The organism is Nocardiopsis prasina DSM 43845 (genome assembly GCF_000341265.1).
GTDB classification, from domain to species: domain Bacteria; phylum Actinomycetota; class Actinomycetes; order Streptosporangiales; family Streptosporangiaceae; genus Nocardiopsis; species Nocardiopsis prasina.
In genome coordinates this window covers 40214-60729 of record NZ_ANAE01000181.1, presented here as the reverse complement: position 1 = coordinate 60729, position 20516 = coordinate 40214, and the positions used below count along the sequence as shown (strand labels likewise).

Annotated in this window: 19 protein-coding genes; 4 read left to right on the top strand and 15 right to left on the bottom strand. The window is 70.2% G+C overall.

Features of this window, described 5'->3' with window-relative positions; genetic code table 11:
• Positions 1 to 65: 65 nt before the first annotated feature.
• The gene (locus D452_RS0122220; RefSeq protein ID WP_017546345.1) at positions 66 to 698 is read left to right on the top strand and encodes a class I SAM-dependent methyltransferase; all 633 of its coding nucleotides are present in this window, start codon (positions 66 to 68) and stop codon (positions 696 to 698) included.
• 101 nt (positions 699 to 799) lie between these two features.
• Here the strand turns inward: D452_RS0122220 and D452_RS0122215 are convergent, their stop codons facing one another.
• From D452_RS0122215 to D452_RS0122190, 6 genes are all read right to left on the bottom strand, one after another.
• Positions 800 to 2815 (bottom strand): dipeptidyl-peptidase 5, encoded by a 2016-nt coding sequence (locus tag D452_RS0122215; protein ID WP_017546344.1) that lies wholly within the window; start codon positions 2813 to 2815, stop codon positions 800 to 802.
• Between the two features lie 359 nt (positions 2816 to 3174).
• Complete coding sequence (locus D452_RS0122210; protein ID WP_017546343.1) at positions 3175 to 3399, bottom strand: hypothetical protein; 225 nt, start codon at positions 3397 to 3399, stop codon at positions 3175 to 3177.
• Entirely contained in the window at positions 3396 to 4049 is a 654-nt protein-coding gene (locus D452_RS0122205) for an amino acid ABC transporter permease (RefSeq protein WP_449289525.1), read from the bottom strand. The genes D452_RS0122210 and D452_RS0122205 overlap by 4 nt, the downstream gene beginning before the upstream one ends.
• A 302-nt stretch (positions 4050 to 4351) precedes the next feature.
• Positions 4352 to 5026 (bottom strand): amino acid ABC transporter permease, encoded by a 675-nt coding sequence (locus tag D452_RS0122200; RefSeq protein WP_017546341.1) that lies wholly within the window; start codon positions 5024 to 5026, stop codon positions 4352 to 4354.
• Positions 5027 to 5105: 79 nt separating this feature from the next.
• Positions 5106 to 5963 (bottom strand): glutamate ABC transporter substrate-binding protein, encoded by an 858-nt coding sequence (locus D452_RS0122195; RefSeq protein ID WP_017546340.1) that lies wholly within the window; start codon positions 5961 to 5963, stop codon positions 5106 to 5108.
• Positions 5964 to 6027: 64 nt separating this feature from the next.
• The gene (locus tag D452_RS0122190) at positions 6028 to 6771 is read right to left on the bottom strand and encodes an amino acid ABC transporter ATP-binding protein (protein WP_026129572.1); all 744 of its coding nucleotides are present in this window, start codon (positions 6769 to 6771) and stop codon (positions 6028 to 6030) included.
• A gap of 589 nt (positions 6772 to 7360) precedes the next feature.
• Here D452_RS0122190 and miaB point away from each other — a divergent pair.
• Positions 7361 to 8827, top strand: a complete 1467-nt coding sequence (miaB, locus tag D452_RS0122185) for a tRNA (N6-isopentenyl adenosine(37)-C2)-methylthiotransferase MiaB (protein ID WP_026129571.1) — start codon at positions 7361 to 7363, stop codon at positions 8825 to 8827.
• 75 nt (positions 8828 to 8902) lie between these two features.
• Here miaB and D452_RS0122180 read toward each other — a convergent pair whose 3' ends face one another.
• Positions 8903 to 10195 (bottom strand): cytochrome P450 family protein, encoded by a 1293-nt coding sequence (locus D452_RS0122180; RefSeq protein WP_017546337.1) that lies wholly within the window; start codon positions 10193 to 10195, stop codon positions 8903 to 8905.
• A 19-nt stretch (positions 10196 to 10214) separates the two neighbouring features.
• Positions 10215 to 10970 (bottom strand): TetR/AcrR family transcriptional regulator, encoded by a 756-nt coding sequence (locus D452_RS0122175; RefSeq protein ID WP_017546336.1) that lies wholly within the window; start codon positions 10968 to 10970, stop codon positions 10215 to 10217.
• Between the two features lie 240 nt (positions 10971 to 11210).
• Here D452_RS0122175 and D452_RS0122170 point away from each other — a divergent pair, with 240 nt between their 5' ends.
• Positions 11211 to 11885 (top strand): class III extradiol dioxygenase subunit B-like domain-containing protein, encoded by a 675-nt coding sequence (locus D452_RS0122170; RefSeq protein ID WP_017546335.1) that lies wholly within the window; start codon positions 11211 to 11213, stop codon positions 11883 to 11885.
• Positions 11886 to 11906: 21 nt separating this feature from the next.
• Here the strand turns inward: D452_RS0122170 and miaA are convergent, their stop codons facing one another.
• On the bottom strand, positions 11907 to 12899 hold the full coding sequence (miaA, locus tag D452_RS0122165) for a tRNA (adenosine(37)-N6)-dimethylallyltransferase MiaA (protein ID WP_017546334.1): 993 nt from the start codon (positions 12897 to 12899) through the stop codon (positions 11907 to 11909).
• 99 nt (positions 12900 to 12998) lie between these two features.
• On the opposite strand from miaA, the gene dapF reads away from it, so the two are divergent.
• On the top strand, positions 12999 to 13823 hold the full coding sequence (dapF, locus tag D452_RS0122160; protein WP_017546333.1) for a diaminopimelate epimerase: 825 nt from the start codon (positions 12999 to 13001) through the stop codon (positions 13821 to 13823).
• Positions 13824 to 13839: 16 nt separating this feature from the next.
• Here the strand turns inward: dapF and D452_RS0122155 are convergent, their stop codons facing one another.
• From D452_RS0122155 to D452_RS0122135, 6 genes are all read right to left on the bottom strand, one after another.
• Positions 13840 to 14478: an ABC transporter ATP-binding protein gene (locus D452_RS0122155; protein ID WP_017546332.1), complete on the bottom strand. Its 639-nt coding sequence runs from the start codon at positions 14476 to 14478 to the stop codon at positions 13840 to 13842.
• A gap of 22 nt (positions 14479 to 14500) precedes the next feature.
• Complete coding sequence (locus tag D452_RS0122150) at positions 14501 to 16543, bottom strand: bacteriocin-associated integral membrane family protein (RefSeq protein ID WP_017546331.1); 2043 nt, start codon at positions 16541 to 16543, stop codon at positions 14501 to 14503.
• A gap of 63 nt (positions 16544 to 16606) precedes the next feature.
• Positions 16607 to 16903 (bottom strand): lactococcin 972 family bacteriocin, encoded by a 297-nt coding sequence (locus tag D452_RS0122145; protein WP_017546330.1) that lies wholly within the window; start codon positions 16901 to 16903, stop codon positions 16607 to 16609.
• Positions 16904 to 16923: 20 nt separating this feature from the next.
• A complete protein-coding gene (locus D452_RS29885) occupies positions 16924 to 17220 on the bottom strand; it encodes a lactococcin 972 family bacteriocin (RefSeq protein WP_083927589.1) in 297 nt (98 codons plus the stop codon).
• 628 nt (positions 17221 to 17848) lie between these two features.
• Positions 17849 to 19198 (bottom strand): (Fe-S)-binding protein, encoded by a 1350-nt coding sequence (locus D452_RS0122140; RefSeq protein WP_017546329.1) that lies wholly within the window; start codon positions 19196 to 19198, stop codon positions 17849 to 17851.
• Positions 19199 to 19242: 44 nt separating this feature from the next.
• A complete protein-coding gene (locus D452_RS0122135) occupies positions 19243 to 20499 on the bottom strand; it encodes an FAD-binding oxidoreductase (protein WP_051061348.1) in 1257 nt (418 codons plus the stop codon).
• Positions 20500 to 20516: the final 17 nt, after the last annotated feature.

The window sequence follows — 20516 nt, the reverse complement described above, 5'->3', positions numbered from 1 at the left end:
AGGCGGGCAGGGCCGTTTCGGCCCGGGGGCACCGCGAAGCTACGCGGGTGCTAGCTTCCTCTTCTGTGACGGAACACCAGGACAAGACCAGGGCCGCCTACGACGGGGTCGTCGAGCTGTACGCGTCGATGTTCGCGGGGCGGTTGGAGACACAGCCGTTCTCGCGGAACATGATCGGCACCTTCGCCGAGCTGGTGCGCGGGACGGGGAACCCGCTGGCGGCCGACGTCGGGTGCGGGCCCGGACATCTGACGGCCATGCTGAACGACCTGGGACTGGACGCCTTCGGCCTGGACCTCTCCCCGGCCATGGTCGCCCACGCACGGCGGGCGTCCCCCTCCCTGCGGTTCGACGAGGCCCGGATGGAGACCCTGCCGGTCGAGGACGACGCGCTCGGCGGTGTACTGGCCCACTACTCCATGATCCACACCCCGCCCGGAGAACTGCCGGCGCTCCTGGACGAGCAGGTGCGCGTACTGGCGCCCGGGGGTCTGCTCCTGGTCTCGTTCTTCGCCACCGACGGGCCCGAGCCGGTCCGCTTCGACCACAAGGTGGCCCCCGCTCACAGCTGGCCGGTGGACCGGTTCGCCGGACTGCTGGCTGAGGCCGGTCTCACCGTGTTCGCCCGGCTCATCCATGATCCGGCCTCCGAACGGGGCTTCCTCGACGCCCACCTGTTGGCGCGCCTCGACCGGTGATCGCCGAGGCGACCGTGGGGGCGGACCGCTCCCTGACGGACCCGCTCCGGCGGGGGCGGAGGCGAACACCGCGCCTCCCGCACCCGGTCGGGTTCCGGCGGTCAGGACGGCTCCGTGTGCTCCCGGACCACCGGCTCACCGGTCCCGGCGGTCACACCGGACTCCGGGGTCACCTCGGGAAGCTGCTCCGCGACCGGGATGTCGACCTCGGGGTCCTCGGCGCGCGGTTCGGGAGGTTCGGTGGTGAGCTCCAACGGGGCCACGTCCGGCGCGAAACCGAACACCCCCGCGTAGAAGGCCAGCTCCGCCTCCAGGGAGCGCACGCGCGCGCCCTCGGACCGGAACCCGTGGGCCTCGCCCTCGAACTCCAGCAGCGCGTAGGGCACCTGGCGCCTGCTCAGCCCGGCGGCCATACGGCTCGCCTGGTCCGGGGTGACCACCTTGTCCTCCAACCCCTGGAGCAGAAGGACGGGGACCCCGATCTCACTGATCCGGTTGATCGGCGACCGCTCCCGGTAGGTCTCCACGAACCCCGGCAGGGTGCCGACCAGCGTGTCCGTGAAACGCGACTCGAAGTCGTGGGTGGTCTTGACCAGCCCCAGCAGGTCCGCGACGCCGAAGTACGACACCCCGCAGGCGAAGGTGTCACCGGTCAGGGCGAGCAGGGCGGTGAGGCCGCCCGCGCTCGGGCCCCGGATGGCCAGGCGCTCGGGGTCGGCCAGACCACGATCCACCAGGGCCCGAGCGGCCGCGGTGCAGTCCTCGACGTCCACCGCGCCCCACTGCTTGTGCAGACGCTTGCGGTAGGAGCGCCCGTAACCCGTGGAACCGCCGTAGTCCACGTCCACGACACCGATCCCACGGCTGGTGAAGTAGGCCTTGACCAGGTCCAGCGAGCGCGTGGCCTGCCCCACCGGCCCGCCGTGCGCCCACACCACGTAGGGCGCCGGCCCGTCCGGGGAGACCTCGGGGTTGGTGGGCGGGTACACGTTGGCGTGCACCGTCGCCCCGTAACGGCCGGGCAGCGTCTCCTGGCGGGGGACGGGAAGGTAGGCGGGGTCGACGGGTTCCTCGGCCCCGCGCACCAGCACCTCGACGGTACGGCGGTCCGGGTCGAGCCGCACCAGGCACCCGGCGGTGTCCGAGGAGGCCGCGATGGCCACCACGCTGGTGCCGTCCGAGTCCAGGTGGGACCACGAGGTCAGCTCGGTGGTGACCGGCTCCAGGTCCAGGGTGTCGGGATCGTACACGCTCGGCCGCATCGCGGTGTCGCCGTGCAGGGTCACGATCCGCCCGTCTTCCAACAGACGGAAACAGCGGTCGCCCAGGCGCCACGGCGGGGAGTGGAACTCCTCCTCGGCCGGGTAGAGGGCGATGGCCTGGCCCTTCAGTCCGGCCTGGTATAGGTTCCAGAAGCCGGGCCAGTCCGAGGCCAGGTACAGCGTGGAGTCGTTCGCCCAGACGGGGGCGAGCACGGACTCGTCCACCCCGCCCTTGAGCGTGTACTCGCCGATCAGGCCGTTCTCGGTGAGGTCGCCCACCCGCAGCTCCGTGCCGTCCCAGGGCATCCTCGGGTGGTTCCAGCGCACGTAGGCCAGGTGGGTGCCGTCCGGCGAGACCGTGGGGGAGGCGTAGAAGTGCGCTCCGGAGACCAGCTCGCGGATCGCGGACGGGTCGTGAGCGCCCCGGCCCGAGAGGGGAACCGTCACGATGGAGCGGCGCACGGTGCCGTCGACGTGCTGTTCCCGCACGCACAGCAGGTGTTTGCCGTCGGCGCCCAGCGCCGGGTCGGCGTACCGAAGAGCCCCGGGGGAGGCGGGGTCGGGGGTCAGCGGGACGGGCTCCCTGGCTCCGCGTTCGAGCAGGTAGAGCCGCTGGTCCTCGGAGTTGGCGAAGACCACGCCCACGCGGGCGATGGCCTTGTCATCACGGCGGGGGACCGGGAGATGGGAGCGGCCGCCGTACTCGTGCACCCGCGTGCCCACGCTCCACGGTGCGGGCAGCAGGTCGCGTACGGTGCCGTCCGCGTCCCGGCGCACTAGCGTGGTGCGGCCCTCCTCGACTGGTCGGTACTCCTCCCACCAGACCTCGTCGCCCAGGACGGAGGGATACGCCATCTGGCGCACTCCTCGGGCGACGTCACCGGCACTGATGGGTGATGGCCAGGAGCCGTGGGGGCTCGACAGTTCAGACATGTCCCGCTCAGGAAGGGTCGTGGGTGTGATCAGATGACATGTCGACCTTAGTGCTCCGTGGGCTTCATGTGCAGTCCCGGCGGGGCCGCCTGTGGACAGACGGCGCCGCCGCCACCGCCACCGGGCAGGGCGTCGGCGACAGCGGTGTGAACCTTCGACGACACCGGTGCGGCAAGCGCGAAAGTGGGCGGGACCGCAGGTGGTACCCACGACGACGGCCCCGCGGAGCACACTCGGGGTGCGTCCACGGGGCCGTCGAGGGGGTGTGCCCAGGGGCTCGGTTACGAGCTCGAACCCCCGTCGCCACCGGAGCCACCGCCGGAACCGGAGTCGCCACCGGAGCCGCCACCGGAGCCGGAGTCCCCGTTGGACCCGGAACCGTCGTCACCGGGCTCGGGGCGCGGCTCGGACTCGGGACGCGGATCGCGCTCGTCCTGTTCGGAGTCCTCCTCGGTCTCGAGCACCACGAAGTCCGCCCGGGGCTGGGCCGTCGCTCCGCCGGTCACGGNCCGGCGGTCGCGCCCGCCACGTCGGTGGGCGCGCCGCCCGCCGCCGTGGCCTTCGCGGAGGGCCTGCCCCGACGGGCGTTGCGGCGCTCCAACCAGATCGCGAACCGGCTCAGCGACAGGTTGATGATGATGTAGATCAACGCGCAGATGATCGCCGCGGGGATCACGTTGCTCTCCCGGGTGGCCACCAGCGTGAAACTGCGCAGCAGCTCCGGGAAGGCGATGATGTAACCCAGCGCGGAGTCCTTGAGCAGGACCACCAGCTGCGCCACGATCGCGGGCATCATCGAGGTGATGGCCTGCGGGATGAGGATCGTCCACATCGTCTGGGTCTTGCTCATGCCGATGGACTGCGCGGCCTCGGCCTGCCCCTTGGGCACGGCGAGGATGCCCGCGCGGAACACCTCCGCGAGCACCGAACCGTTGTACAGGGTCAGGCCCGTGACCACCGCGACCAGCGCGGTCACCTGGAAGGTGCCGGTCGGGATGTTGAAGAGCTGCCAGGCCACGATTGGCAGCGCCATCGTGAAGAAGATCAGCATCAGCAGCGGGATGCCGCGGAAGAACTCCACGACGGCCCCGGCCGGGATACGGATCCACCAGCGGTCCGAGAGACGACCGATACCGAAGACCAGGCCGAACAGCACCGCCAGCACCGAGGCGGTCAGCGCCGCGGTCAGCGTGTTCTGGAGACCGGGGAGGACGTAACCGGTCCACGTCTCGGGACGAAGGAACGGCTCCCACTTGTCGGCGGCCCACTGCCCCGACGGGTTGACCGCCCAGGTCTGCGCCGAGAACAGGGGTGACTCGCGCTCGCTCAGGGTCCGGTTGAACCCCAGGTACAGCACGGCCAGACCGACCAGCCCGAGGGCGACGGTGATGATGGTGTAGACGAGGTTGCGCGCCCGGGCCTTGGGCCCCGGAGCGTCGAAGAGAACGGCCTGCGCGCTCATCGGACCACCGCCACTCGCTTGGCGAGCCAGCCGAAGAAGTACCCCATCGGCAGGGTCAGGATCAGGAACCCGATCGCGAATCCGACGAAGGTCGGCAGGACCGGGGCGATGCCCTGGTCGAACATGAGCTTCATCTCCCGGGACGCCTCCTGGACGCCCAGCCCCGCGACGGAGGCGACGGTGGTGTTCTTGGTCAGCGCGATGAGCACGCTGCCCAGCGGACCGACGACGGTGCGCAGCGCCTGCGGGATGACGATCAGGCGCAGGTTCTGGGTGAAGGTCAGGCCCAGGGAACGGGCAGCCTCGACCTGGCCCAGAGGGATGGTGTTGATGCCCGCGCGCAGCGATTCGGACACGAAGCACGCGGTGTAGGCGGACAGGCCGATGACCGCCCACCAGAACACGTCCCAGGCCACGCTGTCGGCCAGGCTCAGCCCGAGGGCGCTGTTGAGGCCCAGGCCGCAGAAGAGCAGGACCAGGGTCAGGGGCGAGTTCCGGATGCCCTCGACGTAGGCGGTCGACAGGCCGCGCAGCAGCGGGACGGGGGAGACCCGCATCGCGGTGAGCAGGATGCCGAGGATGAATGAGAAGACGGCACTGAAGAGGGTGAGCCGGACGGTCCATGAGAAACCGTCGACGACCCTGTCGATGTTGCTGAGAAAGGCTTCCATAGGTCCCAGCCGGTCAAGGCTCGGAAGGTGGGGCCGGGCTGTCCCGGCCCCACCTTCCGAACAAGGTCAGATGACGGTTTTAGGCGCAGGCCTCAAGCTCGGGGACGGACTCCTCGTAGGCGAAGTCGGTCGCGCCGAAGGCCTCCTCCAGGTACTCGGTGGCCGAGCCGTCGTCCCACATCTTGGTGATGGCCTCGTTGATCTCCTCGCAGCGCTCGGTGGAGCCGGCAGGCAGACCCACGCCGTACTTCTCCTCGCCGAACGGGTTGTTCACCATCCGGAAGCTGTCCGGGTTCTGGGCGGCGAAGCCCGCGAGGATGGTGTTGTCGGTGGTGACGGCGTCGACGGTGCCGTTGCTGAGCAGCTCCAGGCACTCGGAGTAGTTGCCCGCCTCGCGCAGCTCGGCGTCGACCTCCATCTCCTCGGTGATGTTGTGCGCCGAGCGGGAGCCGGAGGCCGAGCACAGCACCTTGCCGCTGAGGTCCTCGGGACCGTTGATGTCCGAGTTGTCGGCCTGGGTGAGGATGTCCTGCTTGGCGACGTAGTACGGACCGCCGAAGTCGACGACCTGGCGACGCTCGTCGGTGATCGAGTAGGTCGCGAGGATCATGTCGACCGTGCCCTGCTGGAGGAAGGACTCACGGTTGGCGGAGGCCGCCTCGGTCCACTCGATCTGGTCGGGGGAGTAGCCGAGCTCACCCGCGATGTAGGTGGCGACGTCGACGTCGAACCCGGCGGGGGTGCCGCCCTCGCTCAGACCCAGACCGGGCTGGTCGTACTTGACACCGATGGTGATGGTGTCGCCGCCGCCGTTGCCGTCGCCGGAACCGCTGCCACCGTCACCCTCGCCGCCGACATCGGCGGTGCCACAGGCGGTCAGAGCGAGGGCAAGGACGGCGACGCCGCCCAGGAGGCTGTTGAAACGACGTGCTCGCATGTGGGGTACCTCTTCCTAGTGCTGCGTGCGAAGAACGCGAAGATCTCGGGGAGCCCGGTGGGCTCTAGTGGGTCAGGATCTTCGACAGGAAGTCCTGGGCCCGCTCCGACCGGGGATTGGTGAAGAACTCGTCGGGGGTGTTCTCCTCGACGATCTGGCCGTCGGCCATGAAGACGACCCGGTTGGCGGCACGGCGGGCGAAGCCCATCTCGTGCGTGACCACGACCATGGTCATGCCCTCGCTGGCGAGGTCGGTCATGACGTCGAGGACCTCCTGGACCATCTCGGGGTCCAGAGCGGAGGTCGGCTCGTCGAAGAGGAGCACCTTCGGGTTCATGGCCAGTGCACGGGCGATGGCCACGCGCTGCTGCTGACCACCGGAGAGCTGGGCGGGGTACTTGTGCGCCTGGTTGCCGATCCGGACCCGGTCGAGGAGTTCCATACCCCGGGCCTCGGCGTCGGCCTTGGACTTGCGGAGCACCTTCATCGGGCCCAGCGTCACGTTCTGGAGCACGGTCTTGTGCGCGAACAGGTTGAAGGACTGGAACACCATTCCCACGTCGCTGCGCAGCTTGGCCAGGCCACGGCCCTCCGCGGGCAGGGGCTGGCCGTCCAGGGAGATGACACCGGAGTCGATCGTCTCGAGCCGGTTCATGGTGCGGCAGAGCGTCGACTTGCCGGACCCGGACGGGCCGATGACGACTACCACCTCGCCGGAGTTAACCGTCAGATCGATGTCGCGGAGCACGTGCAGGTCGCCGAAGTGCTTGTTGACGTTCTCCAGCACGACGAGAGGAGTTGAAGTCATGCATCGGAACCTAATGGGTCCAAGTTGCCGTGTCATCACGAAAACGCTGCTTGAGTCAGGAGTAGCTGACTTGTTACGGCGTGATCCGCAAAACCGTTATCGATTTCGTTGTGTAAGAAGGCCGCTGTCGCGCGGAGTGGCGGCGCCACTCTCCAGAGTTTCCATCGGTCGCTCTCAGTGACGAGGTCGGGACTCCCGATTAACTTGCTGGACACATCGTCCCTCCAGGTCAGGCTGGCAGTCCGGCGCGGTCGGTTGGATCGCTGAGCCGGGGGGAGTTACGGAGCGTCCCTATTTCCAGAAACCGACTTTCGACCTCCGGAGTCCCGTGAAGGCAGGGCTGTCACCACGGAAATCACCGGGAAGCCGCGTTCCCGTAAACCGGACCGTCTTCCTGTCCATAACAACCTCCGGTGACCGAATCCGCTCCGCTGGCGGGCCCCGGGGGCCTGATCCGCTCCGCTGGCGGGCCCCGGGGGCCTGCGGCGCGAGGGGGGAGGCGGAGCTCGGAACGGCCGCCGCACGAGCGTCCTGGGCGCCGCCGCGAAGCGGATAGCCTGGGACGGTGAGCCAGAGTCGTACCTACCAAGTGCGGACCTACGGCTGCCAGATGAACGTCCACGACTCCGAGCGCCTCTCCGGTCTGCTGGAGGACGCTGGGTACGATCGCGCAGCTGAGGACACCACCGCAGACATCGTCGTCTTCAACACCTGTGCGGTCCGTGAGAACGCGGACAACCGCCTCTACGGCAACCTCGGACACCTGCGCCCGGTCAAGGACGCCAACCCCGGGATGCAGATCGCCGTGGGTGGCTGCCTCGCGCAGAAGGACCGCGGGGAGATCGTGCGCCGCGCCCCCTGGGTGGACGTGGTGTTCGGCACCCACAACATCGGCTCCCTGCCCACCCTGCTGGAGCGCGCCCGCGTCCAGCGCGAGGCGCAGGTCGAGATCGCCGAGGCGCTGGAGCACTTCCCGTCCACGCTGCCGAGCCGCCGCGAGTCCGCCTACGCCGCCTGGGTGTCGATCTCGGTCGGCTGCAACAACACCTGCACCTTCTGCATCGTGCCCGCGCTGCGGGGCAAGGAGAAGGACCGGCGCCCCGGCGACGTGCTCGCCGAGGTACGCGCCCTCGTCGACGAGGGCGTCACCGAGGTGACGCTGCTCGGTCAGAACGTCAACGCCTACGGCAGCGAGTTCGGCGACCGCCAGGCCTTCTCCAAGCTGCTGCGCGCCTGCGGTGAGATCGAGGGGCTGGAGCGGGTCCGCTTCACCTCCCCGCACCCGCGGGACTTCACCGACGACGTCATCGAGGCCATGGCCGAGACGCCCAACGTGATGCCGCAGCTGCACATGCCGTTGCAGTCCGGGTCCAGCAAGGTCCTCAAGGACATGCGCCGCTCCTACCGCCAGGAGCGCTTCCTCGGCATCGTCGAGAAGGTGCGCGCGGCGATGCCGCGGGCCGCCATCACCACGGACATCATCGTGGGCTTCCCCGGTGAGACCGAGGAGGACTTCGAGCAGACCCTGCACGTGGTCCGTGAGTCCCGGTTCGCGATGGCGTTCACCTTCCAGTACTCCAAGCGCCCCGGCACCCCGGCCGCCACCATGGACGGCCAGATCCCGCCGGAGGTCGTCAAGGAGCGCTACCAGCGGCTGGTCGAGCTCCAGGACCAGATCTCCTGGGAGGAGAACCAGAAGCTGGTCGGCCGCGAGGTCGAGCTGATGGTCTCCGAGGGCGAGGGAAAGAAGGACGGCGAACACCGCCGCCTGTCCGGCCGCGCCCCCGACAACCGCCTCGTGCACTTCGCCGTGGGCGACGCCGAGGAGCCGCGCCCGGGCGACATGGTCACCGTCGAGGTCACCTACGCCGCCCCGCACCACCTTGTCGCCGATTCCGGTGTCAGGCACCTGCGCCGCACCCGCGCCGGTGACGCCTGGGACGCCCGTCAGGGCAGGCCGGTGCAGGTCACCAAGCCGGACGTGCTCCTGGGCATGCCGAGGATCGGTGTCCCGCCGGAGGAGCCCGCCTCCGCTGGCGGCTGCTGCGACGCCTGAGCCGCACCCGGTTTCCGAGGCCCCCGACGCACACGCGCCGGGGGCCTCGCGCTGTTCGGGCGAGCTGCCCCACGTCTACGCGGGTCGGAGTCGGACCGGGAGCTCCCTCAGCCTCAGCGTCCCCGGTACGGTGTCGCGCACCGGCGGTCGGCCCGGCACCAGGGACAGCTCCGGGTAGGTCGCGAACAGGGCGCCGACGGCGACCTCCCCCTCCTGGCGTGCCAGGGCCGCGCCCAGGCAGTAGTGCGCGCCGTGTCCGAAGGCCACGTGCGCCTCGCCCGGCCTGTCCTGGTGGCGGGTGACGTCGAACCGGTACGGGTCGGGGTGGACACCCGGGTCGTGGTTGGCCCCGGCGACCAGCGCCACCGCCCGCTCCCCGGCGGCCACCGCGCCACGGGAGAGCCGGACGTCCTCCGTGGCGTACCGGGCCTTGGCCGTGACGGCGGTACCGCCGACGCGGAGCATCTCGTGGACGGCGGCGGGCAGCAGACCGGGGTCGGACCGGAGCAGAGCCAACTGGTCGGGGTGCTCCAGGAGTGCGCGGGTGCCGTTGCCCAGCAAGTGGGCGGTGGTCTCGTGGCCGGCGATCACCAGCGTGAACACCAGGGTGACCAGTTCGCTCTGGGAGAGGCGGCCGCCGACCTCGTCCCGTGCGCGCACGAGCGCGTCGAGGAGGTCCTCCCGCGGGTGTTCGCGGCGCTCGACGATCATCGCCTCGATGTGGTCGATCATCTCGCCGAGCACGCGGTTCATCACCTCGGGCCGGGCGGGGTCGAACCGCGCCAGTTGGTGGCTCCAGGCGTGCCACTGCCCGCGGTCCGCCACGGGGACCCCCACGAGGTCGCAGATGACCGTGATGGGCAGCGGGTAGGCGAAGTGTTCGATCAGGTCGACCACACCGTCCTCGTCCGCGTGTTCTGGGAGCGCCGCCAGCAGGTCGGTGGTGATCCGCTCGACGCTCGGACGCATCTCGTTGACGCGTCGCACGGTGAAGGTGCGGGAGACGAGTTTGCGCAGGCGGGCGTGGTCGGAGCCGTCCTTGTCCAGCAGTGACTCGGTGAGGTAGGTGATGAGGTCGGGGCGCAGGCCCAGAGCGGCCATGGCGTCGGATCGCCGGGCCCCGGTCGGCCCGTCGGGCACGTTCTCGGGGTCGACGACGAACCGCCGGTCACTGAGGATGGCGCGCACGTCGGCGTCGTCGACGAAGGCCCGCGCCGCCTGGCCGTCGACGAACACGACCGGCGCGGAACCGCCCGCGGCCCGAATCCGCTCGATGACCTCCAGTGGTCGCGCGGTGAACTCCTCGGCGCGCATGTTGACGGGCTCGGGATCGCCGGACTGGTCCGTGGTGGGTGTGGCGGTGTGCATGTGCCCCTCCTCATGGGGTCTACGTGCTGCGCTTGACGCGTTTCTGTTCCTCGATCTCGCCGGTCAGGAGCTGCTCGAGCCCGGTGAAGATCGCGACGGCCCCCGCCTGCGTGGCCCGCATGGCCGAGTCGGGCACGTCCTGCTCCAGGAGCAGGCGGAGGCTGTGCGCGGCCAGATCTGCCCTGGTGGTGCGGTCGGGCACGGGAAATCCCTGCTGGGCGAGCAGGGGTTCGGAGAGCAGGTGTCCGATGACGGTGGAGCAGTAGGCGTAGAACCGCTGGTCGGCGGGGAGCTGGGGCCCCAGGACCCCGTGCTCCTCCAGGAGGTCCCAGTAGTCACGCAGGGCCTTCTGCCGGGCCTCGGTCAGGTCCTTGACCAGGTGGGGAAGGGTGCGGGAGAAGGAGCTGAGTTCGTCGCTGCCGTTGTTGTAGAGCGCGTGGACGACGGGGGAGTCGAACTGGAGGAGGTAGATGTGGCGCGCGATCTCGCTCGGCCGGGCGGACCGGGGGTCCTGCCTGATGAGGGCCAGGAGGCGGCCGACCATGTCGTGCTGGGCGCGCAGCAGGACCGTGAGGAAGAGCCGTTCCTTGGTGGGGAAGTGCAGGTAGACGGTGCCCTTGCCGACCCCCGCGCGGCGCGCCACGTCGTCGATGGTGGTCTTGCGGTGCCCCCAGGCCACCATGAGCTCCTCGGCGGCGTCGAGGATGCGTTCGGCCCGGGTGTCGCGTTCCGACGCGGGCCGGTCCTGGGAGTGGTGGTCGGGGGACGGGGACACGTACGGCTCCTTCGGTACGGGGGCCGCCGGTGAGGGCGCTCACCAGCCTTGACGCGAAGACCATATCCAGACCTCCGTTCCCGGGCCGCATCACTCTGACTCTGTGACCAGATTTCAAATCTGGTCACACAGTCAAAGCTAGGTCAGATCGCGGCCCGAGACAAGACCCGCGGAGAAACCGGCGGAGCGAGCACGCGGGGACGGGGAACCGGAGGGGACGGGAACGATAGCCTCGCCCTTGTGTTGATCGCCGCCGCCGTGTGCCCGCATCCGCCCGTCCTGTTCCCCGAGATCGCTCGGGGAGCGGCGCCGGACCTGGACGGCCTGCGCGCCGCCTGCGACCGCGCCGTCGCCGGGCTCGGCGGGGCCGACCGACTCCTCGTCGTGGGCCGGGGGCCGACCGAGCGGCGGTTCGGTCCCGACACCGGAGGGGACCTCGCCGACTTCGGGGTCGCCGTGCGGGTGGGGCCGGCCCCGGCCGTCCTCGACCTGGCGGCCACGACCGGCCGCTGGCTGGCGGAGCGCAATGGGCTGGAGCCGGACGGCTACCTGGAGGTGCCCTCCAGCGTCACAGCGGAGCGGGCGGCGGAGCTCGGCGCCGAGCTCGCCGGATCCGCGGACCGGGTGGCGTTGCTGGTCATGGGCGACGGAAGCGCTCGCAGGACCGAACACTCACCGGGGTACGTGGACGAGCGCGCCGTGCCCCACGACGACGCCGTCGCCGAGGCCCTGGGCAAGGCGGACACCGCCCACCTGGCCGGGCTCGACCCCGAGCTGGCCCTCGAACTCATGGTGGCCGGGCGCCCCGCCTGGCAGGTCTTGGCCGGGGCCGCCGGGGAGGCGGCCCTCACCGGCGACCTGTTGGCCTACGAAGCACCCTACGGCGTGGGGTACTTCGTGGCCGCCTGGTCCTGAGCCGAAGGCCCGGACCTCGGATCAGCGCTGGGAGTTGGGCAGCATCGTGGCGACGTCCACCAGGGCCTCGCCCGGCTCCTCGGTCCGGCCGGACAACGCCGACTCCACCTGGGCCATCGCCCGCTCCAGCAGGTTCGGGGCGTCGTAGGGCAGCCAGTGCACCCGGTGGTCGCGGCGGAACCATGACTCCTGGCGCCGGGCGAACCGGCGGGTGGCCTGGGCGGTCTGCTCCTTGGCCTCGGTCTCGGTGAGCTCCCCGTCCAACTGGGCGAGGGCCTGCGCGTAGCCCAGCGCCTTGGACGCGGTGCGCCCCTCGCGCAGTCCCTGCTTGTCCAGGCGGCGGACCTCCTCCAACAGCCCCTGGCCCCACATGCGCTCGACCCGCAGGTCGATGCGCTCGTCGAGCTCGGGGCGCGGGGCGCTCAGCCCCAGCTGCACACACGGGTAGAAGGAGGTGTGGTCGGGCAGGTTGGCGGTGAACGGCCGCCCGGTCAGCTCGATGACCTCCAGCGCGCGGACGATCCGCCGACCGTTGCCGGGCAGGATGGTGCGGGCGGCCTCGGGGTCGGCCTCGGCCAGCCTGGCGTGCATCAGCCCCGGTCCCACGTCGGCCAGCTCGTTCTCCAGCCGCGCCCGCACACGCGGGTTGGTGCCCGGGAACTCCATGTGGTCCAGGACCGCGCGCACGTACAGACCGGAACCGCCCACGAGGACGGGGATGACGTCGCGGTCCGCGCAGTCGTCCACCCGCTCGCGGGCGAGGGTCTGGTAGGTGGCGACGTCGGCGGGTTCGTGCACGTCCCAGATGTCCAGCAGGTGGTGCGGCACGCCCCGGCGCTCCTCGAAGGGGAGCTTCGCGGTGCCGATGTCCATGCCCCGGTACAGCTGCATGGAGTCGGCGTTGATCACCTCGCCCCGGCGGCCGGTGCGTTCCTCCAACCACTCCGCCAGATCGACGGCCAGGTCCGACTTGCCCACAGCGGTCGGGCCCACGACCGCGATCACCTTGATCATCCCTCCAGCCTAGCCACGTCCGGCCGGTCCCGTGGCCAGAGCGGGTGAGAGATCGGTGGGAGAGCGCTCCGTTCGATGACCTGGACGTGCGCGTCTAGGATGGCCAGCATGCGATTCGCCAAGGGCCACGGAACTGAGAACGACTTCGTGATCCTCCCCGACCCCGACGGGGAGCTTCAGCTCACGGAGGAGACCGTCCGGTCGCTGTGCGACCGACGGGCCGGTATCGGGGGTGACGGTGTCCTCCGGGTGGTGCGCACGCCCGCCCTCGGTGAGGCGCTCGCCCCGGCCGCCCGCACCGCCGAGCGGACCGAGTGGTTCATGGACTACCGCAACTCGGACGGCAGCGTCGCCGAGATGTGCGGCAACGGGGTGCGGGTCTTCGCCCACTACCTGCGGCACGCCGGTCTCGTCACGGACGACCGCTTCGAGGTCGGTACCCGGGACGGCGCCAAGGCCGTCGTGATCGAGGCCGACGGCGACGTCACCGTGGACATGGGCCGGGTCGAGCGGCTGGGCACCTCCTCGGCCAAGCTCGCCCGGCAGGTCGTGCACGGCGCCCGCATCTCCGTGGGCAACCCGCACCTGGCCTGCGAGGTCGACGCCCCCGTCGCCGGGATCGACCTCACCGAACTGCCCGCTCTCGACGACGAGGCCTTCCCCGAAGGGGCCAACGTCGAGGTGTACTCCGAGGTCGGCCCCGGTGTGCTGGAGATGCGCGTGTACGAGCGGGGTTCCGGTGAGACCCGTTCCTGCGGCACCGGCATCGTCGCCACGGCCGCGGCGGCCACCCCGGCGGGCGAGGGCGCCACGTGGCGGGTGCGCGTCCCCGGCGGGGAGTGCACGGTCTACCTCGACGCCTCCGGCGCCCGCCTGAGCGGCCCCGCCGCGATCGTCGCCGAGGGCGAGACCATCCTGCTCTGACGGGACCGCTCGACGGTTACCGCGGAGCCGACTCCCTCTGTTCGGAGACGTCGAAGGCGGCGTCACAGGCGTCGCGGACGGTGTCGTTGTGCGTGGCGATGACCACCGCGCAGCCTTCCCGGCTCATCCGGCGCAGGACGTCGACGACCATCGCGCCGTTGTCTCCGTCCAGAGCCCCGGTGGGTTCGTCCGCCAGAACCAGGGACGGCTTCTTCACCATGAGCCGGGCCAGGGCCACGCGCTGCTGCTCACCACCGGACAGGTGGTGGACCCTCTCCTTCTCCCTTCCGGCCAGACCCACCCGCGCCAGTGCGCTCGCGTGGCCGGGGCGGGCGCCACGCCGCCTGGCCACGTCCAGGTTGGCCCTGACCGAGGCGTTCTCGATCAGGGCGTAGTTCTGGAACAGATAACCCAGGTGGTCGCGTCGGAACCGGCGCTGGCGTCCCGGGCCCAGTCGGGTGACGTCGGTTCCCTCGAAGAGGATCCGCCCGGAGGTGGGCCTCTCCAACAGTCCCAAGCAGTTGAGCAGCGTGGTCTTGCCCGAGCCGCTGGCGCCGACCAGGGCGAGCATGCGACCCGACTCCACGGTCAGGTCGAGGCCCTCCCACAGGACGCGGTGGCCGAAGGACTTGCTGAGGTTTCGCAGGGTGATCATGGTTTCCTCGGTTCTTCGTGCCTCAGGCCTGGGAAGCGCCTTCGCGGACGATGCGGCGGTGGAACAGGGACAACGCGGCGATGGTGATGACCAGGCAGACCAGGACGATCCCCAGTGCGTAGAGTGGCTCGGCGCCGCTGGGAGCGAGGTCCGGTGGGCCGCCGTACAGGGGGTCCGCGAACATCGCCGTCCTTCGGAGAGTGTCCGCGGTCACCCACCCCAGGAAGCCCAGGGCCAGCCCGCCCTCGACCNGGAGCCGCCGGTGAGTGGCGGCGAAGGTCCACCCGCTGATGTGTCGGGCGAAGATCTCCTGTGCCCGGGTGCGCACGTGGACGACACAGGCCGCCATCGCGGTGAGTACCAGTACGGCGCCCGCACCGACCAGGTTGAACAGTTCGGCGCGTAGGACGTTCACTGAGCGGTGGTGGTCCTGGAGAGCACTTACGGTGAGGGTCTCCACCATGGCGAGGTACTGGGAGGCCTCCCGGTCGTGGTCCCGGAAGGCTTCCACAACCTCCGGGTCCGGAAAGACCAGGGAGCGGTTGGTCATGTAACTGACGTACTCGCTGTCAGACAGGACGGCGCCGTTGGGCAGCACGATGACGACGGGTTCGTGAACCAGGGGCAGGAAGTGGCGGGGGTCGCTCCAACCCTTGGCCGCGTAGGTGAACAGCGTCTGGCCGTCCGCCGCGACGCCCGCCTCCACAGCGGCGCCCGGTTCGAACCGTTCGGCCACGGCGGCCGTGAGCTCCTCAGTGTGTTCCTGGAAGGTCTCTGGAACCAGGACTCGAACGGTCTCCGCCGGGGCGAAGCGGTCACCGGACGGTGACCGCACCTCCTCCCGCACGAGGTAGGTGTCGTTCACCAGGAGAACCGGGGGCGGCGGTCGGGGGTCGTCCGGGTCAAGGAGGAGAAACTCCTCGGAGAGGGCGTGGTGGGTGAAGACGATGTCGCCGGAGACGTCGGACTCGCGCAGCCAAGGGCCGAGCCGGTCGTCGACGGCCTCGGCGTCCGCCCATCCGTAGTTGGCGCTGAGAGAGGGGAAGGAGGCCTCGCCGTAGTCCTCCAGAACGCCCAGACCGGCACGCTGGTCCCGTACCTCCTGGGTCGAGCTGACGATCCCGGCCAGGATGAACAGGGCGAGCACCAGGGCGGGGACCCGGACGAGGTACACGGCGGCCGTGGTGGAGCGCACGGGCAGGCGTCCCTTGAGGGCGGGCAGGATGCCAGTGGTGTGTACGAGTCCCAGGACCGCCGCGTGCACGAGGAGGCACGGCACCGCGAGCAGGGCCAGGAACACCAGCGCCATGAGGGCGTGGACGCCGAGCTGGTTCCACCCGTTGTAGACCCCGAGGAACGCCACGGTACCTGCCGCCACCACCGGCAGGGTGATCGCGAACAACCGGGCGACCTTTAGCAGGTCCCGGCCGAGGATGTTGGGATAGGAACGGCCTTGGAGCCGCATGACCCCGTAGTCACGTGCGGCCAGCAGGACACCGGCGCCCGTGGCGGTGGCCGATCCCAGGAGAGCGACGGCCAGGAGGTGGAACAGGTGGCCGCCGGTGAAGAAGTCCCACATCCGGGTGGTCTGGGTGCCGGGCGCCTCGTGGAGACCGTGCTCGGCGAGCGCCTCTCGTAGCGCGGACTCGGCTTCAGGGGGCCCGAAGACCAGATAGTGGCCGTTGGGTCCCACGTCACCGAAGTCGGCGAGGGGGTGGGTGGTGACGGTGAAATCCCGGCCGAAGGTCGGGTATCCGTCCTCCAGCCACCGCTGGTGGTGGGATCCGGTGTCCGCCACGGCCAGGTAGAGGTGCACCACCGAGGACGGTTCGTTGACGTCGAGGATCGCGTAGCCGACTGTGCTTCGGTGTTCCTCCGCGACACGGAGGACGGAGGCCGCGATCTCGTCAGTGTCGTATTCCCCGTCGTTCTGGGAGATCCACACCGCTCGGGAGTCCTCGAGCACGTACAGGGTGCGCTCAGCGGTCACGGCCAGGAGGAAGGCGATGACCACCGCGAACACGGCGCAGGCAACGTAGGAGAAGGACAGGGTTCTGTTGGGCACGGGGGTGTTCCTGNGGGGCCCCGCCGGTGCGGTCGCACCGGCGGGCCTGCTCGTCGGGGGCGGTCAGCAGGTCCGTCGGTACGCCTGGTTGTTTCCGATGGCACGCGGAGCGTTGGCTCGCGCCCACTGACCGGCGGCGATGTTGGGGGTGCGCACGGTGTGCTTGCCCACCGCAGTGGCACCGTGGCACTTGGTGGGGTGGTAGTAGTGCGAGTAGCTCGTCCCGTTGCCGGGGACCCCGGTCACGCCGCGGTTCCAGGTTTCCTTGAGGGAGGCCGACGCGTGGGCGGCTCCGGCGGATCCGGCGGCGAGGCCGGCGATCAGGGCCGCCGTCACGAGGAGGCGCTTGGTGGGACTCATGGGGGATCGCTCCTGATTCGTCAGCTGCAACTGTTGCGCCAGTACATCTGGTTGTTGGTCCACGCCTGCCTGACACTCGCGCGTGCCCAGGAGCCAGCCGCAGTGTTCGGGGAACGTACGGTGCTGACTCCCACAGCGGTGGAGCCGTGGCACCGGGAGTTGTGGAGGTAGTTCGAGTAGACGCGGTCCGAGACGATGCCGCGGTCCCAGATTCCGCCGCCCACGTTCGATACGGCAGCGGATGCGGTGCCCGCCGCTCCAGCGCTGATGCCAGCCGCGACCAGAACGGTCACGAGAGCTTTCTTCGTCCTGTTCATGCTTCCTTCCCGGCGGAGTTTCGACAACGTCTATTCCCGTTGCTGAAAAGAAGCTAGAACACTTCTTGGTGGATGTCCAAGATGATCATGGTTGCGGTCGTCAGTGGTGTTGGGTGAGATTTTTGCAGGTCACCCGGGTTCTTTCGGGGTGGGTGGTGGGTTTTGCGGAGGTCTCTCTGGTTGATGTGGTTGACCTGCTTTTATCTGCTATTTTCACATGTTGTGTGTTGATTTGTGGAGTCCTCTGCGGGTGCTGTTCGATTCCGGTGTTCTTCCTGGTCGGAAGGTCTTTCTGGTGCGGATTCGGGCTGGGTTCGTGTCGTCGGTGGTCCGGTGGCCGGATTCGGTCAGATGGTTGGTGCGGTTGGGGTTGCGGTGAGGGTTCTGGTCGATGCTGTCCCAAGGGAAAGGGGTGTTCGAGTGGGCGGTGGGTCCTTTTTCCCGCGCACGAGGTCCCATTGTGAGGATGGAGGTGAAAACATTCGGGATCGCGTTTTGGGGAACTCAGAGGAAAACCCTGTCGGGTACTCGCGTCGTGGCTGCTCGCCGTGCGGGATTCCCGTCGGGAAAAGAGAAAGCGGCGACCGGTGCGCTCGACACCGTTATCGCCGCTCGTTCCTCCTCCGGTTCACCGTCGTTCGCGCGCTCCCCGCAGCCGTCGCGCGTCCAGACCGCGCAGGGAGGCGTCCAGGAGCTGGGCGGTGTGGGTCACGGCCACCGACGAACCCGCGCGCTCCATGGCCGAGGCGATCTGGAGCGAGCACCCCGGGTTGCCGGACACCAGGATCCCGGCCCCGGTGGAGGCCACGTCGGCGCCCTTGCGATCACCCAGCTCGCCCGCGGCCTCCGGCTTGAACAGGTTGTACACGCCCGCCGAACCGCAGCAGATCTCCTTGTTGGGCAGGTCCACCACTTCCAGGCCGGGGATCTGCCGGAGCAGCTCGCGCGGTTGGCTGGTGACGCCCTGGCCGTGGGACAGGTGGCACGCGTCGTGGTACGCCACACGGAGGGGGATCGGGTGCCGCTCGGCCCGCGGCCCCAGGGCCACCAGGTACTCCGTCAGGTCCACCACCTTCGACGAGACGGCCCTGGCCCGCTCCACCCACGCCGGTCCCGCTTCGGCCTCCTCCAGGGTCCGATCGAAGTGCTTCATGCTGGACCCGCACCCGGCCGAGTTCACCACGATCCGCTCCACCTGGCATGCCTCGAACACCTCCACCAGCCCCTTGGCGAACTCGGCAGCCTCGGTGAGCCGACCCGAGTGGCCCGACAGCGCGCCGCAGCACCCCTGGGCGCGCGGGATCACCACCTCACAGCCCTCCAGGGCGAGCACGCGGGCGGTGGCCGTGTTGACCTCGGGGAAGAACGCTCCCTGTACACAGCCCACCAGCATGCCCACCCGGGCACGACGCCCACCGACGGCGGGGACGAGTTCGGGCAGCGGGGGAGGGGGAGCCGACAGGGGCGGCGCGATCCGCTCCACGGTGGCCAGGGTCGGTGAGATCCGGTCCAGGACCCCTGACCTGCGGACCAGTGCGGAGACCCCGCTCGCCTGGTAGGCGCGCAGCGGCCCGCGCAGCGCCCTGAGGCGTCGGCGGTGGGGGAAGAGCGAGAACACGGCGGCGCGCAGGGCGCGTTCGCCCGGGGTGCGCCGGTGCTCCTCCTCGACCCGGAACCGGGTGTGCTCGATGAGGGCGTCGTAGGCCACCCCGGAGGGGCACGAGGACACGCACGCCAGGCACCCCAGACAGTTGTCGAAGTGCCCCACGGCGGTCTCGGTGAGCACGTCCTCCTCATGCATCTGGCCCATGAGGTGGATGCGCCCGCGCGGGGAGTCCATCTCCTGCCCCCACAGCACGTTGGTGGGACACGTGGGCAGACAGAACCCGCAGTGCACGCAGTCGCTCAGCAGGTCACCGAAGAGCCGCTCTCGCTCGCCGGGACCACCGCTGGCCGGTTCGGTCGGTAGGTCGGTCACGCGGGCTCCCTGGATCGAGGCGAACGGGTGGCGGGTCGGTTGGCTCAGATCCCCCCGGCGAACCGGCCGGGGGACAGGCGGTGCCCGGGGTCGAGGGAGTCCTTGACCGCGCGCATCAGGCCCAGCCCGGGGACGTCGCCCCACGGACTGATCCCGGAGGCCCGCACGTCCGGTCCCGCGCGCAGCAGGACCAGCGGATGTTCGGCGGCCGACCGCACACCGTCCACCACCAGCCCGATCCGCTCCGGGTCGGTTCCCGGCGGGAAGGACACGACGAGGGAACCGGTGGACGCCGAACCGCGGGTGTGCGCGCCCGCGTCGACCGCTCCGGAGACCTCCGACACCCAAGCGGCGGCCGCGACGCTCTCCGCTGGTGGGGCGGTGACCAGGGCGAGCGTGCCCTCGCCGGGCAGCAGGCCCCAGCCCTCGGGCAGGGTCTCGGCGAAGGTGGGGGATCCCTCCGACCCCTCGGTCAGGGCCAGCGCCGTCCTCTCCGCGCGCGCCTCCAGTCCGGCCGGGGTGCCCTCCAGCACCACGTCCAGCCGCCCGGGTCCCTCGGCGGGCCAGTCGAGTTCCACGGCCGAGGGAACCACGGAGGTCGCCCTGAGCGCGGCCAGGGCCCGCTCGGCGAGTGGTCGGGAGGACACGCGGGCGCTCACCACCCGCAGTGACTCCGGAAGGGGGTGCAGACGGAAGGCGACCGAGGCGATCACGCCGAGCGTGCCGTACCCGCCGGTGTGCAGCTTGGCCAGGTCGTACCCGGCCACGTTCTTCACCACCCGGCCGCCGCTGCGGGCCACCACACCGTCCGCGCGCACCACCGTCATCCCGATCACGAGGTCGCGCAGGGCGCCGGAGAGCAGACGGCGCGGCCCGCTCACCCCCGTGGCCACCGCCCCGCCCACCGTGCCGCCGGTCCTGACCGGATCGTAGGACAGCCGCTGCCCGGCCGAGGCCAGCGCCGCGTACAGGTCGGCGATCGGGGTGCCCGCGCCGACCTCCACCACCAGGTCACCGGCGTTGTGGTCGGTCCAGGAGAGCGCGGAGACGTCCACCAGCAGGTCCAGGGAACGGGGCGGCCAGCCCCAGTCCAGGGCGGTGCCGCCACCGCGAACAGTCACCGACAGCGCGTTCCGGTGAGCCGCCGCCATCACCCCCGCGAGGGCGTCGGTGTCGTCCGGCGTCGCCACGTACCGGGGCTCCACCCCGCACACGGAGTCCTCAGCGGTCGCCTCCCGCAGGTCGCAGCCCTCGACATCCAGGTTCACCCTCGGCCCTCCCGGCCCACTCGTCACTCCCATACCGTCCACGGCCCGGA

Bases quoted from the DNA above. Each gene is read 5' to 3' on its own strand.
- D452_RS0122215 (WP_017546344.1), bottom strand. From the start codon at position 2,815: ATGGCGTATCCCTCCGTCCTGGGCGACGAGGTCTGGTGGGAGGAGTAC.
- D452_RS0122200 (WP_017546341.1), bottom strand. From the start codon at position 5,026: ATGGAAGCCTTTCTCAGCAACATCGACAGGGTCGTCGACGGTTTCTCA.
- D452_RS0122195 (WP_017546340.1), bottom strand. From the start codon at position 5,963: ATGCGAGCACGTCGTTTCAACAGCCTCCTGGGCGGCGTCGCCGTCCTT.
- D452_RS0122190 (WP_026129572.1), bottom strand. From the start codon at position 6,771: ATGACTTCAACTCCTCTCGTCGTGCTGGAGAACGTCAACAAGCACTTC.
- D452_RS0122180 (WP_017546337.1), bottom strand. From the start codon at position 10,195: ATGCACACCGCCACACCCACCACGGACCAGTCCGGCGATCCCGAGCCC.
- miaA (WP_017546334.1), bottom strand. From the start codon at position 12,899: ATGATCAAGGTGATCGCGGTCGTGGGCCCGACCGCTGTGGGCAAGTCG.
- dapF (WP_017546333.1), top strand. From the start codon at position 12,999: ATGGCCAGCATGCGATTCGCCAAGGGCCACGGAACTGAGAACGACTTC.
- D452_RS0122155 (WP_017546332.1), bottom strand. From the start codon at position 14,478: ATGATCACCCTGCGAAACCTCAGCAAGTCCTTCGGCCACCGCGTCCTG.
- D452_RS0122145 (WP_017546330.1), bottom strand. From the start codon at position 16,903: ATGAGTCCCACCAAGCGCCTCCTCGTGACGGCGGCCCTGATCGCCGGC.
- D452_RS29885 (WP_083927589.1), bottom strand. From the start codon at position 17,220: ATGAACAGGACGAAGAAAGCTCTCGTGACCGTTCTGGTCGCGGCTGGC.
- D452_RS0122135 (WP_051061348.1), bottom strand. From the start codon at position 20,499: ATGGGAGTGACGAGTGGGCCGGGAGGGCCGAGGGTGAACCTGGATGTC.